This window comes from Erwinia sp. 2186, from assembly GCF_057812255.1.
The window spans coordinates 3,133,850-3,148,885 of record NZ_CM173824.1 but is presented as its reverse complement, the minus strand read 5'-3'; the positions used below and the strand labels follow the sequence as shown (position 1 = coordinate 3,148,885).

15 protein-coding genes and 2 tRNA genes are annotated in these 15,036 nt (G+C 52.8%); 7 read left to right on the top strand and 10 right to left on the bottom strand.

Annotation, left to right across the window (positions count from 1 at the left end; genetic code table 11):
• Positions 1–6: 6 nt before the first annotated feature.
• Positions 7–1,080, bottom strand: a complete 1,074-nt coding sequence (gene ompA / locus ACXKZG_RS14620) for a porin OmpA (RefSeq protein WP_013201565.1) — start codon at positions 1,078–1,080, stop codon at positions 7–9.
• Positions 1,081–1,427: 347 nt separating this feature from the next.
• On the bottom strand, positions 1,428–1,937 hold the full coding sequence (gene sulA, locus ACXKZG_RS14615) for an SOS-induced cell division inhibitor SulA (RefSeq protein WP_134823838.1): 510 nt from the start codon (positions 1,935–1,937) through the stop codon (positions 1,428–1,430).
• Between the two features lie 211 nt (positions 1,938–2,148).
• On the opposite strand from sulA, the gene ACXKZG_RS14610 reads away from it, so the two are divergent.
• Complete coding sequence (locus ACXKZG_RS14610; RefSeq protein WP_488875071.1) at positions 2,149–2,778, top strand: TfoX/Sxy family DNA transformation protein; 630 nt, start codon at positions 2,149–2,151, stop codon at positions 2,776–2,778.
• Here ACXKZG_RS14610 and yccS read toward each other — a convergent pair.
• Both yccS and ACXKZG_RS14600 read right to left on the bottom strand, forming a co-directional pair.
• Entirely contained in the window at positions 2,775–4,913 is a 2,139-nt protein-coding gene (yccS, locus tag ACXKZG_RS14605; protein WP_488875070.1) for a YccS family putative transporter, read from the bottom strand. The two genes, ACXKZG_RS14610 and yccS, sit on opposite strands and share 4 nt — an antisense overlap.
• Positions 4,914–4,919: 6 nt before the next feature.
• Positions 4,920–5,366 (bottom strand): YccF domain-containing protein, encoded by a 447-nt coding sequence (locus ACXKZG_RS14600; RefSeq protein ID WP_338569513.1) that lies wholly within the window; start codon positions 5,364–5,366, stop codon positions 4,920–4,922.
• A gap of 133 nt (positions 5,367–5,499) precedes the next feature.
• Here ACXKZG_RS14600 and helD point away from each other — a divergent pair, with 133 nt between their 5' ends.
• Positions 5,500–7,554, top strand: a complete 2,055-nt coding sequence (gene helD / locus ACXKZG_RS14595) for a DNA helicase IV (protein ID WP_488875069.1) — start codon at positions 5,500–5,502, stop codon at positions 7,552–7,554.
• Between the two features lie 37 nt (positions 7,555–7,591).
• On the opposite strand, the gene mgsA is transcribed toward helD, so the two are convergent.
• Positions 7,592–8,050, bottom strand: a complete 459-nt coding sequence (mgsA, locus tag ACXKZG_RS14590) for a methylglyoxal synthase (protein ID WP_013201571.1) — start codon at positions 8,048–8,050, stop codon at positions 7,592–7,594.
• Positions 8,051–8,133: 83 nt separating this feature from the next.
• Complete coding sequence (locus ACXKZG_RS14585) at positions 8,134–8,775, bottom strand: YccT family protein (RefSeq protein ID WP_013201572.1); 642 nt, start codon at positions 8,773–8,775, stop codon at positions 8,134–8,136.
• 188 nt (positions 8,776–8,963) lie between these two features.
• Here ACXKZG_RS14585 and ACXKZG_RS14580 point away from each other — a divergent pair, with 188 nt between their 5' ends.
• Positions 8,964–9,380 (top strand): CoA-binding protein, encoded by a 417-nt coding sequence (locus ACXKZG_RS14580; protein WP_013201573.1) that lies wholly within the window; start codon positions 8,964–8,966, stop codon positions 9,378–9,380.
• 29 nt (positions 9,381–9,409) lie between these two features.
• Here ACXKZG_RS14580 and hspQ read toward each other — a convergent pair whose 3' ends face one another.
• Entirely contained in the window at positions 9,410–9,730 is a 321-nt protein-coding gene (gene hspQ, locus ACXKZG_RS14575; RefSeq protein WP_013201574.1) for a heat shock protein HspQ, read from the bottom strand.
• A gap of 61 nt (positions 9,731–9,791) precedes the next feature.
• Positions 9,792–10,982, bottom strand: coding sequence for a 23S rRNA (cytosine(1962)-C(5))-methyltransferase RlmI (gene rlmI / locus ACXKZG_RS14570; protein WP_346566067.1), 1,191 nt, complete (start codon positions 10,980–10,982; stop codon positions 9,792–9,794).
• A gap of 89 nt (positions 10,983–11,071) precedes the next feature.
• Here rlmI and yccX point away from each other — a divergent pair, with 89 nt between their 5' ends.
• Positions 11,072–11,350 carry an acylphosphatase gene (gene yccX / locus ACXKZG_RS14565; RefSeq protein WP_013201576.1) on the top strand — a complete coding sequence of 93 codons (279 nt, stop codon included), beginning with the start codon at positions 11,072–11,074 and terminating at the stop codon, positions 11,348–11,350.
• A gap of 3 nt (positions 11,351–11,353) precedes the next feature.
• On the opposite strand, the gene tusE is transcribed toward yccX, so the two are convergent.
• Both tusE and yccA read right to left on the bottom strand, forming a co-directional pair.
• Positions 11,354–11,680 carry a sulfurtransferase TusE gene (tusE, locus tag ACXKZG_RS14560; protein ID WP_013201577.1) on the bottom strand — a complete coding sequence of 109 codons (327 nt, stop codon included), beginning with the start codon at positions 11,678–11,680 and terminating at the stop codon, positions 11,354–11,356.
• A 149-nt stretch (positions 11,681–11,829) separates the two neighbouring features.
• Positions 11,830–12,489, bottom strand: a complete 660-nt coding sequence (gene yccA / locus ACXKZG_RS14555) for an FtsH protease modulator YccA (RefSeq protein ID WP_013201578.1) — start codon at positions 12,487–12,489, stop codon at positions 11,830–11,832.
• 217 nt (positions 12,490–12,706) lie between these two features.
• Here yccA and ACXKZG_RS14550 point away from each other — a divergent pair.
• From ACXKZG_RS14550 to agp, 3 genes are all read left to right on the top strand, one after another.
• Positions 12,707–12,794, top strand: a tRNA-Ser gene (locus tag ACXKZG_RS14550).
• 225 nt (positions 12,795–13,019) lie between these two features.
• A tRNA-Ser gene (locus tag ACXKZG_RS14545) sits at positions 13,020–13,107 on the top strand.
• A 304-nt stretch (positions 13,108–13,411) separates the two neighbouring features.
• Complete coding sequence (gene agp, locus ACXKZG_RS14540) at positions 13,412–15,034, top strand: bifunctional glucose-1-phosphatase/inositol phosphatase (RefSeq protein WP_488875068.1); 1,623 nt, start codon at positions 13,412–13,414, stop codon at positions 15,032–15,034.
• The last annotated feature ends 2 nt before the right edge of the window (positions 15,035–15,036 follow it).

Genomic DNA, 15,036 nt, shown 5'->3' with positions numbered 1-15,036 from the left:
GAGAACTTAGCCCTGTGGCTGAGTTACAACATCTTTGATGCCTTTAACTTCGATTTCTACGCGACGATCCGGTGCCAGGCAATCGATCAGGGCATTACGGCCTTTCACGCTGTCACAGGTGTTGCCGGTAACTGGGTTAGATTCACCCATACCGCGTGCAGAGATCTTGTTAGAAGGGATGCCTTTAGAAACGAGGTAGTCAACTACTGACTGAGCACGTTTCTCGGACAGTTTCTGGTTGTACTGGTCAGAACCGATACGGTCGGTATAGCCCAGAACAACAACAGAACCATCTTTAGGATCCAGTGAGCTCAGCTGGGTGTACAGCTGATCCAGAGCCTGCTGACCTTCTGGCTTCAGGGAAGCTTTGTTGAAGGTGAACAGAACGTCTGATTTCAGAGTGAAACGCTTGGTTTCAACAACTGGCGCTGGAGCAGGCGCTGGAGCTGGTGCTGGAGCAGCAGCTTCGTCCTGACCGAAACGGTAAGAAACACCCAGTGCTAACATGCCGTTGTCTGGACGAGCACCAACGGTCTGTGCATCACCGATGTTGTTAACCCACTGGTAATCCAGACGGGTTGCCCAGTTCTGAGTCAGTGCGTATTCAACACCAACGGCAGCCAGTGGAGAAACACCGGTGTCGTGGTCGCTCTGGCGGTTGCCAGTAATGGTGTTCTGCTGAGTAGAGTCTGCACGCCATACCATGCCGCCCAGACGCGTATACACGTCCAGATCGTCAGTGATTGGGTAGCTCAGTTTAGCAGCCAGCTGAACGCCCTGTGCTTTGAATGCGCCGTTAGTTACGTTGCCTTTGTTAGGCATACGTCCCAGCCAGTCATAACCCAGTTCGAAGCCCAGGTATTGGTTAGCCTGGTAGCCACCGAAAGCACCTGCACCAAGCTGGCTTTCGTGAGTTGGGCCGTCATTGTTTGCATAACCGTTACCGTAGTAACCAGTGTCATGGTACTGAGACCAACCCAGTTTTGCACCAGTATACCAGGTGTTATCTTTAGGAGCGGCCTGCGCTACGGTAGCGAAGCCAGCCAGTGCCACTGCAATTGCGATAGCTGTCTTTTTCATTATTGCGCCTCGTTATCATCCAAATAGGCAATGAGCTTTAATTAGCTCTTTGATTAATCCTTCGCCGGGTTATAAAGCTCGATTGTGACTCATCCAAAAACTGGAGATTATTGAGCACCCTGGCGACGTAAAGTCTACAACGTACCAGCAAACTTACAAGTATGATGTGACGACGGTCAGCAAAAAAATAGGCTTTCGTACACAAATTTACACATCTGCAGACAGGTTATACAGGTAAAACCTGAGGGGAAAATGGCGCTAAACCATTGTCCCGCAGGCTCATAGCATAATCAGGGGCTTAACGAGCCAGCTGCAGAATTTTCTCGTGAGAAATTTCTTATTTTTACTTAATGATACAAAGTAGAGTGAATTTTTAAGCCATTAAACGGTCTGGAGGAGGCAGAATTGATCCGATCGGGTCGCATAATCAGCCCCAAAGCCTTGCCAGCAAATGCCGCTTTTTGCAGCCGCTGACGATCTTCTAAGGTGATCTCGCCCGTCAACCAACCTAAAACCACACTGTAATTTCCCGTCTGTAATGCTTTGATCATCGCCTCTACGGTAGTAATAGCACCGGAATGATTAATCTGCATCACTTTATCCAGCGGTAACCCTGACTCAATCAACCAGCTACGGCTCAATTTTTGATGAGGCGTCAACCACAATTGCCAGCGTGACTGAGTCCCTAACTGTTGCAGTAAGGGCAGCAGCAGCATTTGCGTCATAGCAGGCTGATTCTCGCTGTAAGTCAGCTCACTGATTAAGCCCGCCGCAGCTGCAGGCTGGGCTTTCGCACAGTCTGGAGCAGTCCGCACACCAGTTTTAACAGAAGAAGATTTCAGGGAATGAGTTTGCATATTGGCTTCGCTCGCAGGGTTACTGTATGGATGTACAGTATAGCGAGGGTGTCCAAAGATCAACCTTATTTTTTTGAAAACGCCTCGCAAAAACACAAATCGATAGGGTGCAAAGCAAATCATTGATTGAACTTGTAACGGCGATTGCCTATTTTTTTTCTGCAGGAAAGGAGAAACACCAGGATGTCTTACAACGTTAAGGATGCGGAATATGAAGGACTCAAAAAGCAATATTATCAGGGCAAAACGTCAGCTTTCTTCGCTGGGCGAGATAAATAGCCGTAGCCAGTTTGGTGGCTACAGTTTATCAGTGGAAAGCGTGGTCTTTGCGCTTGTCAGTGAGGGCGATCTCTATCTTCGGGCCTGTGAAGAAGTGAGGCCGTATATCATTGAACGTAAGATGAAACCGTTGATGTTTAACAAAAGGGGGATCCCTGTCGCGCTGGAATACTACCGCGTGGACAACCCGCTGTGGGCCGAGCCTGAACAGTTGGTTGCGCTCTGTCAATTGTGTCTGAAAGGGGCGATGCAGGATAAAAAACTGCATCAAAACTCGGGGCGGCTGAAGGATTTGCCTAATCTCAGTATGAAACTGGAAGTGCAGCTCAGGCGGGTGGGTATCGCTAACGCAGAGATGTTAAAGCAGCTGGGCGCAAAGCGCAGTTGGTTAAAATTGCACGAGAAAAATAAAAGTCTTGGGGTGAATATTCTTTTTGCGTTGCAAGGCGCGATCGAGGGGCTGCATTGTGAAGCACTGCCGGGGGCGATCAAAGAGGAGCTCAGGGGCTGGCACCGCGAAACCTTGCTGTACCAGACGCTGAGCGAACTGAGAAGACGTTAAGTTTCCAGGACCTGTTTTTTTAACTGAGCGATTTCTGGCAGTAATGCGATCAACAGACCCACCTGCTGAAGCACCAGCGGCTCTTTGGTTTCCGGGTCGGCTTCCGTTGCTGCCAGTCGCTCAGAGAGGCTCGACAACAATCTTTGGGTTTTTTGTTCATCGATAAGATCAATATGCAGCACGTCATCGACGTAGCAGACGGCATCATCCATCAATTGCAGCATGGCAGGCCGGGTGATCTTTTCCCGGTGCGCGCCCAGCGCCGAGATATAGCTGAGGAAGGAGTGGTTGAGGCACAGTAGACGAAACGCCGCTTCCCGCAACGAGGCGGAAGCATTCTTCTCTGCGGAGATGTTAGACACCACTGAAGCCAGCTCAGCATCACCGTTGTGGGCGTCACGGCGGGCAATACGGTAATCCAGCCGGTTGTCTTTTCCCTGATGATACTGAACCAGAATGGCATCCAGATAGCGGCAGTTAGCGGTCAGCGTGCGTTCTGCAACCGAAGACAGCCGACGAAAACGCCAGTCTGGCCAGAGGAAAGCCACCGCCAGCCAGGCAATGCCGCAGCCTAACAACGTATCAAAGATGCGGGGCAGGGCAATCTCAAACCCTTCACCCAGCAGATTGAAACAGAACAGTACCAGCAAGGTGATAAACATTGTGGCATGAGCATATTGCGACTGACGGAAGGCGAAGAACAGCACGCCGGTGACCACGATCAGTATCAGCTGCCCCTCGACAGAAGGCACCAGCCACAGTAAAGGCAACCCAAGTACGATACCCGCCACGGTTCCCACAATACGCAATGCTAATCTGCGTTTGGTGGCATTGTAGTTCGGCTGGCAGACAAACAGGCTGGTCAGCAGGATCCAATAGCCGTGCTCAAGGCCAGTCAGCTGAACAAACCCATAGCCGGCACACAACAGCAGCGACATCCGCACCGCATGGCGGAAAAGCGGGGATTCTGGCGATAAATGGCGGCTGATACGTAAACGAATATCGGCCCAACCGGTTAATCCTTCGCTGGAGAGCGTTTGATCATGATTCTCATGATGGCTTTCCAGAATTTGCTCTGATTCAATTGTCGCCAGTTGGGCGTCTATGGCTTTGAGGTTATTTAACAAATAGTGCATGGCTTTGACGTCACTGCTTCCTGGACGGGCAGTAGCAAGACGATCCAGCGCGGCGTTGAGGTGAATGAAGGTTCGCTCAAAGCGGCTGTTATGCTGATAGGTTTCGCGCAGCAGAATGCAGTTTGCCAACTGCTGGCAGGCCTTTGCCTGCAGCGTCAGCAGGCGTTGAAAGCGAAACAGAATATCGCTGTAACGGTATTCCTGCCGCAGCGCGTGGTATTGCGCATGGGAAGAGCTGGCACGCTCATGAATGTCCTGAGCGACAAAGTAATAATGCAGCGTTCTGCGCGTGCTGCGTTGTCCCCGGTCCCCACGTAAGCGGGACTGAATCGAAATTTTTGCCTGGTTGAGTGTCGCCACCAACTGACTGTTGGCCATGGCCACGTCGATCAACGACGCATTTTCATTCTCTTCGATATCCGGGTCGAATAACCCCGCTTTTGCCTCCAGATACACTGCCAGCCCTTCAAAGCTGCGGGCGATGTTTTCCTGTAACGGACGGACGGGAAAAATAACGTGTCCGGTGAGCGTCAGCAGGTTGTACCAGATAGCGCCGACCAGCAGCAGGGAAGGTTGCAGATACCACTGAGGGAACAGCCCAAGGCCGAGCAGGGTATAGATAGCGATCAGCAGCGCGCCAAAGGCAATCGTGGCATAGCGCTGCCCCAACGCGCCAAGCAAAATGAAACCCCAGGTCGACACGGCAAGACCGAGGATAAATAGCCAGGGATACGGAGAAAGAAGTTCAACAGAGACGGACGCAATGCAAAAGCAAACCAGGGTGATGACCAGATTGCGCAGCCGGCCGCTGAGGCGATCGTCAAGGTCTGCCAGCGCCGCAGCCACCACGCCTAACGTTAGCGGAATGGTCCAGGTGATTTGATTCAACCACCAGGGCAAACCTGCGGTACCCACAAGGGCGATAAAAATACGCAGGTTGTACAGCAGCGCAGTGTTATAGGCGTAGCGCCGCAGCCTGGAGCTTAACGATAAGCGCATCAGAAACTAGTTGAACCGGCTGCGGGCGTTAGCTTCACGCGCGGCTTGTGCCACTTCGACGCTGACGACGCGGCGGCCTACCGGCCACAATGCGATGGCGGCGATTTTGAAATTCGCAATCCCAACCGGAATGCCGATGATAGTGATGCACTGGGCGATACCGGTCATGATGTGCATCACGCACAGCCACCAGCCAAAGAAGATCAGCCAGATGATATTCAGCAGCGTGCCGCCCGAATTCATCAGCGCATTTTTGCGGCCGGGTTCCAGCTCATCTACATGCACGGCTTCGTTACCGTAAGGCAGTAACGAAAGCTTGGTGATTTCCCAGCAGGAACGGGTGAGCGGTAAGGTAAAAATAAAAATGATGCTGACAACGGTCGCAAACAGCCACGAAAGCGTGGTCAGAAAACCGCCCAGAATAAAATTCAGAATGTTTAAAACAGTACGCATTGGTCGTTTCCCTAACAGAGCGCGGAGCTCAAAAATACAATGCGTTGATTGTAGCGCGTTTTAACTCTGGAGCGGTACACTCCTGCCAGCTAAACTACAGCCCATTAAAAGCAACCACAGCCAGAGGCAGGTCATGGAACTGAAAGCAACGTCGCTGGGCAAACATCTGGCGCAGCATCCCTACAATCGGGTACGAATGTTGGCCGCAGGCGTTGAGGTGAGTGGTGAAAAACATGAATACCTTATTCCGTTTAACCAGCTGTTAGCCATCAAATGTAAACGCGGGATGGTTTGGGGCGAACTCGAATTTGCCCTGCCTGAAGATAAAGTCGTGCGCCTGCATGGCACCGAATGGCAGGAAACCCAACGTTTCTATCATTACCTCAACCAGGCCTGGCAGCAATGGAGTGAGGAGATGAGCCTGGTCTCCTCTGAAGTCTTGCAGCAACTGGTCACCCGCTTACAGGAGGGTGAACAGCAGGATAAATGGTTGAAGCGCAGCGATATGGCCGGCTGGCGTACCGCCATTCAGGAGGCGTTCTCCTCATTGCCACTGCCGGTAGAGCGTCTGGATGAGTTTGATAACTGCCGCGAAAACTATCAGTTCTGCCTCGCCTGGCTGAATAACAGCGATGCACAACGGCAGAAGCGCAACGGTCAGTGGTCAGAAAAAATGCTGGCGCAGTACGCCGATTTCTTCAATACCGTCGAGACGTCCCCTCTCAACAGTTCCCAGGCAAAAGCGGTGGTGAATGGTGAGGATGCGCTGCTGGTGCTGGCGGGTGCGGGGAGTGGCAAAACATCCGTGCTGGTCGCCCGCGCAGGATGGTTACTGATGCGCAAACAAGCCAGCGCAGAACAGATCCTGCTGCTGGCCTTTGGTCGTCAGGCGGCTGAAGAGATGAACGAGCGCATCAAAGCCCGGTTGAATACCGACGGTATTCAGGCCCGTACGTTTCACTCACTGGCTTTGAACATCATCCAGCAGGGCAGCAATAAATCCCCTTCCATCAGCAAGCTCGAAACCGATACGACGCTGCGCCATAAGCTGTTAATTGACGTCTGGCGCCAGCAGTGTGGGGAAAAGAAAGCCCATGCCAATGGCTGGCGGCAATGGTTGCAGGACGAGCTGGAGTGGGAAATCGGCGAAGGTGATTACTGGAAAGAAGAGCGGCTTGCCAAACGTCTGGCCAGCAGGCTTGAGCGATGGCTTGGATTTATGCGAATGCATGGCGGCGCGCAGGCGGCAATGATTGAATCAGCTCCTGAAGAGGTGCGCGATCTCTTTTCCAAACGCGTAAAGCTGATGGCGCCTTTGATGAAGGCCTGGAAAAGCGCCCTGAAAGAAGAAGGGGCGGTAGATTTCTCCGGCTTGATCCATCAGGCGGTCAACATCCTTGATAAAGGCCGGTTTATCAGCCCGTGGAAGCATATCCTGGTCGATGAATTCCAGGATATCTCGCCTCAGCGTGCGGCGCTGCTCGCCGCCCTCAGAAGACAGAACAAGCAGACGGCGCTGTTTGCCGTTGGCGATGACTGGCAGGCGATCTATCGCTTCAGCGGGGCTGAGATGACCCTGACCACCGCGTTTCATCATCACTTTGGTGAGGGCGACCGCTGCGTGCTGGATACCACCTATCGCTTTAACGATCGAATTGGTGAAATTGCCAATAAGTTTGTGCAGAGCAACCCGCATCAATTGAAAAAACCGCTGAACAGCCTGACCAAAGGCAATAAAAAGTCGATTTCCCTCCTGCCGGAAGATCAGCTGGAGGCGTTGCTGAATAAAATTAGCGGCTATGCCACCGCGGATGAGCGGATTTTGATCCTTGCCCGTTATCACCATATCCGCCCGGCAGTATTGGAAAAAGCCAAAACCCGCTGGCCAAAATTGCGGATTGATTTCACCACCATCCATGCCAGTAAAGGGCAGCAGGCGGATTATGTGATATTGCTGGGTTTGCAAAACGGCAAGGATGGCTTCCCCGCAGCGGCCAGAGAGTCCGTCATGGAGCAGGCGTTGTTACCCCAGCCGGAAGACTTCCCCGATGCAGAAGAGCGCAGGTTAGCGTATGTCGCCATAACGCGTGCGAAGCAGCAGGTGTGGCTGCTGTTTAATAAAGAGAACCCATCGGGATTTGTGGAAGAAATTAAGCGGCTGGGTGTTCCGGTGCTGCGTAAACCTTAAATTGGCGGGATGAGCGTGCCGTTGCACGCTCATCAGTTTACTTCAGACGTTCCTGCAAATAGCGCTGATAATCTGGAATGATGATATCAACCGCCTGCGCGAATAACGGTGAGCGGATAATAAAGTCGGCGGTTGCGCGGTTGGTCGCCACTGGAATATTCCATACTGTTGCAAGGCGCAATAACGCCTTAACGTCTGGATCGTGTGGCACGGCGTTTAGCGGATCCCAGAAAAAGAACAGCACATCAATTTTCCCTTCGGAAATCAAGGCACCCACCTGCTGGTCGCCGCCCATTGGGCCACTCAACATTGCCGTCACCGGCAGGCCAGTTGCACGCTGGACAAGGTTGCCCGTGGTGCCTGTCGCATAAAGGGTATGAGCCTGTAACACGTCTTTGTGTATATCGACCCACTCCATCAACGATGTTTTGCAATGGTCATGCGCAACCAGCGCAATGTGTTTCTTTTCCTGAATTTTACGGGTGGTCTGATCCATTCCGGCTTCCTGGTTTCACGTCAATCAGATGAGGGGAACTGCCTGATAAAGCGTATCGAGTGTAGGCGGAAGGCGTGCAGACATCAACTGGTACGCAGGGCGCGCATCAGCATCACAAAACGTTGGCGGGTGGCGGAATCAACCTGTTGATACCACAGCTGCAATACCCGGCTGCCGGCATGATTGCCGTTGGCAAAGTCCTGGGAATCATTACTGATTGGGGTAGTGGAGGTTTGTCCCTGGGCAAAGCGAGGTACTGAGGCGACGTTGCCTTTCAGGTTATACACCACCATGGCCTGCTCATAGTTATTGTCAGCTTTGACCAGCAAATGGTCTTGCTGACTCTCAACCACCGCACCATGCTCGTTAAGCAGCTGGAAAGTGGGATGTTTATCAAACATTTTTCCCTGCGCGGTGGTGGTTAGCGGCGGCAACGTGATGGTGACTGATTTTGCCTGAGAGGTGAACGTGACGATCAATGGGGTAGAGACCCATGGCGTGGCCATTTGAGCATCTTTTTTCAGGCTTTTCTCGACGCGAAACAATACCTGATGCTGTCCCTGCTCGAGTTCGAGCCCTTCAGCACCTTTTAATAACGAACCAGAAATTTTTCGGCCGTCCAGCACCAACAGGTCAATATCAGGGGCGAGTTTGAGCGTGGTGGCATGGACTGTAGTCGCAACCAGCAAAGCTAAAACGCCTGTAATGACCAAACGCAGCTTCATTTATTCTCCAGAGGCGAGGGCAGGCAAACACGTCGAGTGTATCAAAGTCTTTCAGTATGGCAGCATATTAACATTTTAACATATTTATTCGTGCTATATATTCAGGAATTGGCATCTTCTGCCTGAGCTGTTTTTTCCAACAGCCACACTGCGCATAAACTGTTAATCAGTCTGATAAGGAGAGCTGCATGCAAGATAAAATAATTGCCGACATTTTGACCTCCACTAAACATATCGCGCTGGTTGGAGCGAGTGATAAACCCGCCAGGGCCAGTTATGGCGTGATGGCATATCTGCTGTCGCAGGGATACAAAGTGACGCCGGTCAGCCCAAAGCTGGCAGGCCAGACGCTGCAGGGACAAAAAGTTTACGAAAAGCTGGAAGACATTCCTGAACCGATCGACATGGTGGATGTGTTCCGTAATGCCGAAGCGGCCTGGGGTGTCGCTCAGGAAGCGATCGCGGTGGGGGCGAAATCTCTGTGGCTTCAGCTTGGGGTGATTAACGAGCAGGCTGCGGTGTTGGCGGGAGAAGCGGGATTAAAGGTGGTGATGGATCGCTGCCCTAAAATCGAGATCCCGCGCTTAGGGCTGGAAAAAGGCTAAAAAAAACCCCGCCAGGCGGGGATTTTGCATTAGTTCCTGAGGCGTGGCGCCTGCAACTGTTCGCGAATTGACGCGGCCAGTTCATCCATGGAAGGTTGTTCCGGATGGTCGCCCGGCAGCTCCCACGAAAGCTGGGCTTCTGCCAGATAAGTATGAACGGTCTCGCCGTCTTCATTCTCCATCACGACATGATACCAGGGCGCTTCACGCAGCGATTCGCTGGTGGCAACCTCATCCTCTTCGGGATCATCGTCCAGTGAATATTCCGCATCCACATCTACCACTACACCGAGGAAACCGTGCAGCTTATGCCGCACCTGTTGTCCGAGTCCAAATTTGCTGGCAATCATCGTGACCTCCTGAGAAACAGTGCCCTGCTACCAAGATGGGGACAGGGACAGCTTTTTCAAGTCACAGGACGCGGCAGGCAAATCCTTTCAGGTACATGCCTTCCGGATAGCTGGCGATCACCGGATGATCGGCCGCCTGCCGGAACTGCTCTATAAATTGTACATCACGTTGAGCATCGAGCGCGGCATCGGCAATGATTTTCTGGAAGAGATCGGTTGGCATCAGCCCTGAGCAGGAGAAGGTCAGCAGCATGCCGTCCGGGTTCAACAACTGCATCGCCAGCATATTGATGTCTTTATAGCCACGGCAAGCACCGGCCAGCTGATTTTTGTTTTCGACAAATTTCGGCGGGTCCATCACGATCAGATCGAATTTCTCACCGCTATCACGGTAGCGGCGCAGCAGCTTAAACACGTCATCGCGCAGGAACTCGGCTTTCGACAGATCCAGCCCGTTCAGCTCAACATTCTGGCGGGCAATGTCCAGCGCGCCTTGTGACGTATCGACGCTGATAACCTGTTTGCAGTCGCCCATCAGCGCGGAAACTGCAAAACCACCGGTGTAAGAGAAGCAGTTCAAAACCCGGCGATCTTTCGCATAGCGGCGAGTCGCCATACGGCTGTCACGCTGATCGAGGTAGTAACCGGTCTTGTGGCCGCCCTGGATATCGACCAGTAACTTCATGCCATGCTCAACAATCGGTAACTGCTCTGGCGGCGTGTCGCCCAGGACGTTGCCCTGAGTCAGTTCAAGACCTTCTTTTTTACGCACTGCAACGTCCGAGCGATCGTAAATCGCACAGTCCGGGTAGCAACTCTGCAGCGCGGAGATCAGCGCAGCACGTTGATATTCTGCGCCAGCCGACAGCAATTGCAGGACCAGGAACTTGCCGTAGCGGTCAATGGTCACGCCAGGCAGACCGTCAGATTCACCGGCAATCAGGCGATAGCTGTCGAGGTTATCGCGCGCTGCCAGCCAGTCGCGCAGAGATTGCGCAGCCTTGAGACGGCGGATAAAGAAGTCGGTATCAATCGTTTCGTCCTGTTCCCAGCTCCAGACACGGGCAGAGATCTGCGACACGGGTGACCAGGCAGCATGAGCCAGCCAGTTGCCCTGGCTGTCACAGACGTCAATAGTTTCACCCGACTCGGCTTTTCCCTCAAGACGAGCAACAGCACCAGAAAAGATCCACGGATGGCGGCGAAGTAAGGATTTTTCACGTCCTTTGGCAAGAATCAAACGAACAGTCATATTTGCTATGCTTATACAGTAAAGAATCAGCGGTTATTGTCCGGTGCCAACCGTTAAAATGCAATCTGCGTCGTGAAAGGAGAAGAAATATGACTACTGTCTGCGTAAAAGCCTGGGTTCACGGTGTGGTTCAGGGCGTGGGATTCCGCTACAGCACGCAACATCAGGCCAAAGCGCTGGGGCTCAAGGGGTATGCGAAGAACCTGAATGACGGCAGCGTTGAAGTGCTGGCCTGTGGTGAAGAGGGTGACGTGCAGACGTTACTTACCTGGCTTAAAGACGGCGGCCCCAGAAGTGCCCGCGTAGAAAGGGTGCTCGAGGAACCTCATCAACCGCGCGACTTGCCAAACGGCTTCACTACCGGTTAGTGCTTAAAGGCATTTGGCCGGTTTGGGCAAGCCGGCAATTTTAGTTGCCTGTTTTGCCGGGCCTTTTGGGAACAGACGGAATAAATAGCGGCTGTTGCCTTTTTCTTCACCGTATTTTTGCGCCATGGCTTTAACCAGCATTCTCACCGCCGGGGAGGTATTGAACTCCAGATAGAAGGCACGGACGAAATGCACCACTTCCCAGTGGGCGTCAGTCAGCTCAATGGCCTCTTCTTCTGCCAGTAACGGAGCCAGATCTTCACTCCAGTCCATCGTGGACTTCAGATAACCTTGCGCGTCACGTTCAATTTCTTTGCCCTGGAATAACACCGTCTTGCCTCTGTCTGATTTGCTAAGCCGCCCAGTTTAGCAAACTGCGGCCAGCTGTGGGTAGTCTGCCTCTTACTGGCAGCTTTAATCCGGCACATAAAAAAAGCCCCGCAGGGCGGGGCTCTTACTGTTGCGTCAACTGCGGGCTATTAATTACTGCGCGATGACATGCCCAGAATGCTCAACAGGCTGACGAAGATGTTATAGATCGACACGTACAGGCTAACGGTCGCGCGAATATAGTTGGTTTCGCCGCCGTGAATGATGTTACTGGTTTCCCACAGGATGGCACCTGAAGAGAACAGGATAAACAACACGCTGATTGCCATATGCAATGCCGGAATGTTGAGGAAGATGTTTGCCACGACGGCAACCAGCAATACCACAAACCCGGCCATCATCATGCCACCCAGGAAGGACATATCCTTACGGGTGGTTAGCACGTAGGCAGAACAGCTGAAGAACACCAGTGCGGTGCCGCCTAATGCCAGACCAATCACATCACCCATCCCTGCAGACAGCAATGAGTTGAGGATTGGGCCCAGGCAGTAGCCGAGGAAACCGGTAAAGGCGAACGCCGCCAGAATGCCGGTAGGGCTGTCCGCCAGGCGGTAAGTCAGGAACATCAGCCCGTAAAAGCCGACCAGCATCAGAATGAAGCCTGGCGCGGGCAGGGCGAAAACGGTGCTCAAGGTAGCGGTAACGGCAGAAAAGGCCAGCGTCAGCCCCAGCAGGAAATAGGTATTGCGCAGCACCTTGTGAGTGGTAATTAAGGAGCTGCCACGGGTACTCGAAACAATGCGATCCATAAAAGAGCCTCTTTGGGTCACCAATTTACCTGTGAGAATAGGGAGCAGGGCGAAGCGGGGAAAGGCGTTTTACCCTTCTTTACGCGATAGTCGGCTGTTTAAGTAAGCAGAGTGGCGATATTGCCAGCAAATAAACGCCGATCGACTGTTTTTCAGGCGATTGAACCGCATCACACTTTACATCGACCGGGAGGGTGTTTATAGTTCGCCTCATTGTGGAGGGGTGGCCGAGTGGCTGAAGGCACCGGTCTTGAAAACCGGCGACGGGAAACCGTTCCAGAGTTCGAATCTCTGCCTCTCCACCATCTAATTTAACGGGTCAGCGAAAGCTGGCCCGTTTTGCTATGGGCGCAATAAAACCGCCAATTGACCGTTTGTTGAACAGATGAAAAAAAATTGCATAAAAGCGCAATAATTCAACAAACTAGCCAAAATTATGCTTGGCAAAGCGATCGGCATCCCCTATACTGCGCCCCATCAGTTGCTCAGGGAGTTTAGCCACTCTTTGAAACGGTGACTGGTACTAGTGTGGAGGGGTGGCCGAGTGGCTGAAGGCACCGGTCTTGAAAACCGGCGACGGGAAACCGTTCCAGAGTTCGAATCTCTGCCTCTCCACCATCAAATTCAACGGGTTAGCTTAGGCTGGCCCGTTTTGCTTTCTGCCTTCCCCGCTTGTTTCTTCGCTAACACGTTCGTTTATTAGAGCATTCCGAAAAACATCCCGTTTCTTTTCAATCTCCTGATGCGACTCAACGGCAAAGGCGATACTCTGCTATATTCTCAACACCAATGAAGAATGCCCACCCCTGGCCTGAATTTCCAGGAACGCCGAGCGAGCCTCATTTGCGTTGTTGCGAATTTTTAACCAACCGCATCGCCATATTACGGCCGGGTGATTTACCTTGAATCAATGGAAAAACACATGATTAAAAAGTTTAGTCTTTGCGCATTAGCAGTCTGCTCGGCACTCACCGGCATTTCAGCTTATGCTGCTGACGACGATTACCAGCTTGAGCAAGTGTTAATGATGAGCCGCCATAACCTCCGTGCGCCGCTGGCTGATAATGGCAGCGTGCTGGCTCAGTCCACTAAAAAGGCCTGGCCTAAGTGGGATGTGCCGGGTGGACAGTTGACGACCAAGGGCGGCGTGCTTGAAGTTTACATGGGCCGTTACACCCGTGAGTGGCTTGCGCAGCAGGGGCTGATCGCCGACGGCGAATGTCCAGCCTCTGACGATATTTACGCCTACGCCAACAGCCTGCAGCGTACCGTCGCCACCGCGCAGTTCTTTATCACCGGTGCGTTCCCGGGATGTGACATTCAGGTGTCTCATCAGGATGAAATGGGCGCGATGGATCCGGTGTTCAACCCGGTGATTACCGACAGCAGCGAAGGCTTCAACAAGCAGGCGTTGACCGGCATGAACAGCGCGGGTGAAAAACTGGCACTCAAACCGGCCTTCCAGCGCCTGGAAAAAATCATCGATTACAAATCCTCTGCTGCCTGTGATGGCAAAAAGCAGTGCGATCTCTCCAGTGATAATCAGAACAAATTCACCGCTGAAAATGGTAAAGAGCCGAACGTTTCGGGTCCATTAAAAGTCGGGAATTCGCTGGTGGATGCCTTCACCCTGCAATATTACGAAGGGATGCCGCTGGATCAGGTCGCCTGGGGCCAGATCAAGACACCTGAGCAGTGGAAAGAGCTGTCCGCCATCAAAAATGGCTATCAGGACACATTGTTTACTACGCCAGAAGTGGCGCGTGACGTCGCAGCACCACTGGTCGATTATATCCGCAGTATGTTAGTGGATGAAGATAAAGCCTCCGCGCCGAAAGTGACGCTGATGGTCGGCCATGATTCGAATATCGCCTCCCTGCTGACGGCGTTGGATTTCAAAGCTTACACGCTGCCAGAGCAAAACGAGCGCACGCCTATTGGTGGGATGATTCAGTTCCAGCGCTGGCACGATAAGAAAAACAATCGTGAGTTGGTGAAGGTTGAGTACGTTTACCAGTCTACCGATCAGCTGCGTAATGCAACGCCGCTGTCGCTGGATACGCCTCCTAAGCGCGTCACGCTGCAAATGAACGGTTGCCAGACCGATGCCAATGGCTTCTGCCCATGGGATCAGTTTACTCAGGTGCTGAATAAAGCCATTGAGGGAACGCCGATGGCGGCAAGCGCGCCGCAACCTGCACCAGCAGCTCCAGCAGCTCCGGCAGCTGAAGCACCAGCCGCACCAACGGCCGCGAAAGATCCGGCTGCTGATAAAGTGGCTGCGGCTAAAGCAGCGGCCGATCAGGCTGCGGCAGATAAAGCCGCTCAGGCTAAAGCGTCTGCAGAAAAGGCGGCAGCTGATAAAGCCGCAGCCGAGCAGGCAGCCAAAGACAAGGCGGCTGCTGACAAAGCCGCGGCTGAGCAGGCTGCGAAAGATAAAGCGGCGAAGGATAAGGCTGATAAAGCCGATAAAGCCAAGGCGGAAAAAGCTAACGCCGATGAGCCTGCCACTCCTGCGCAGCCAGAGACTGAAAAGTCTTCCTGAGT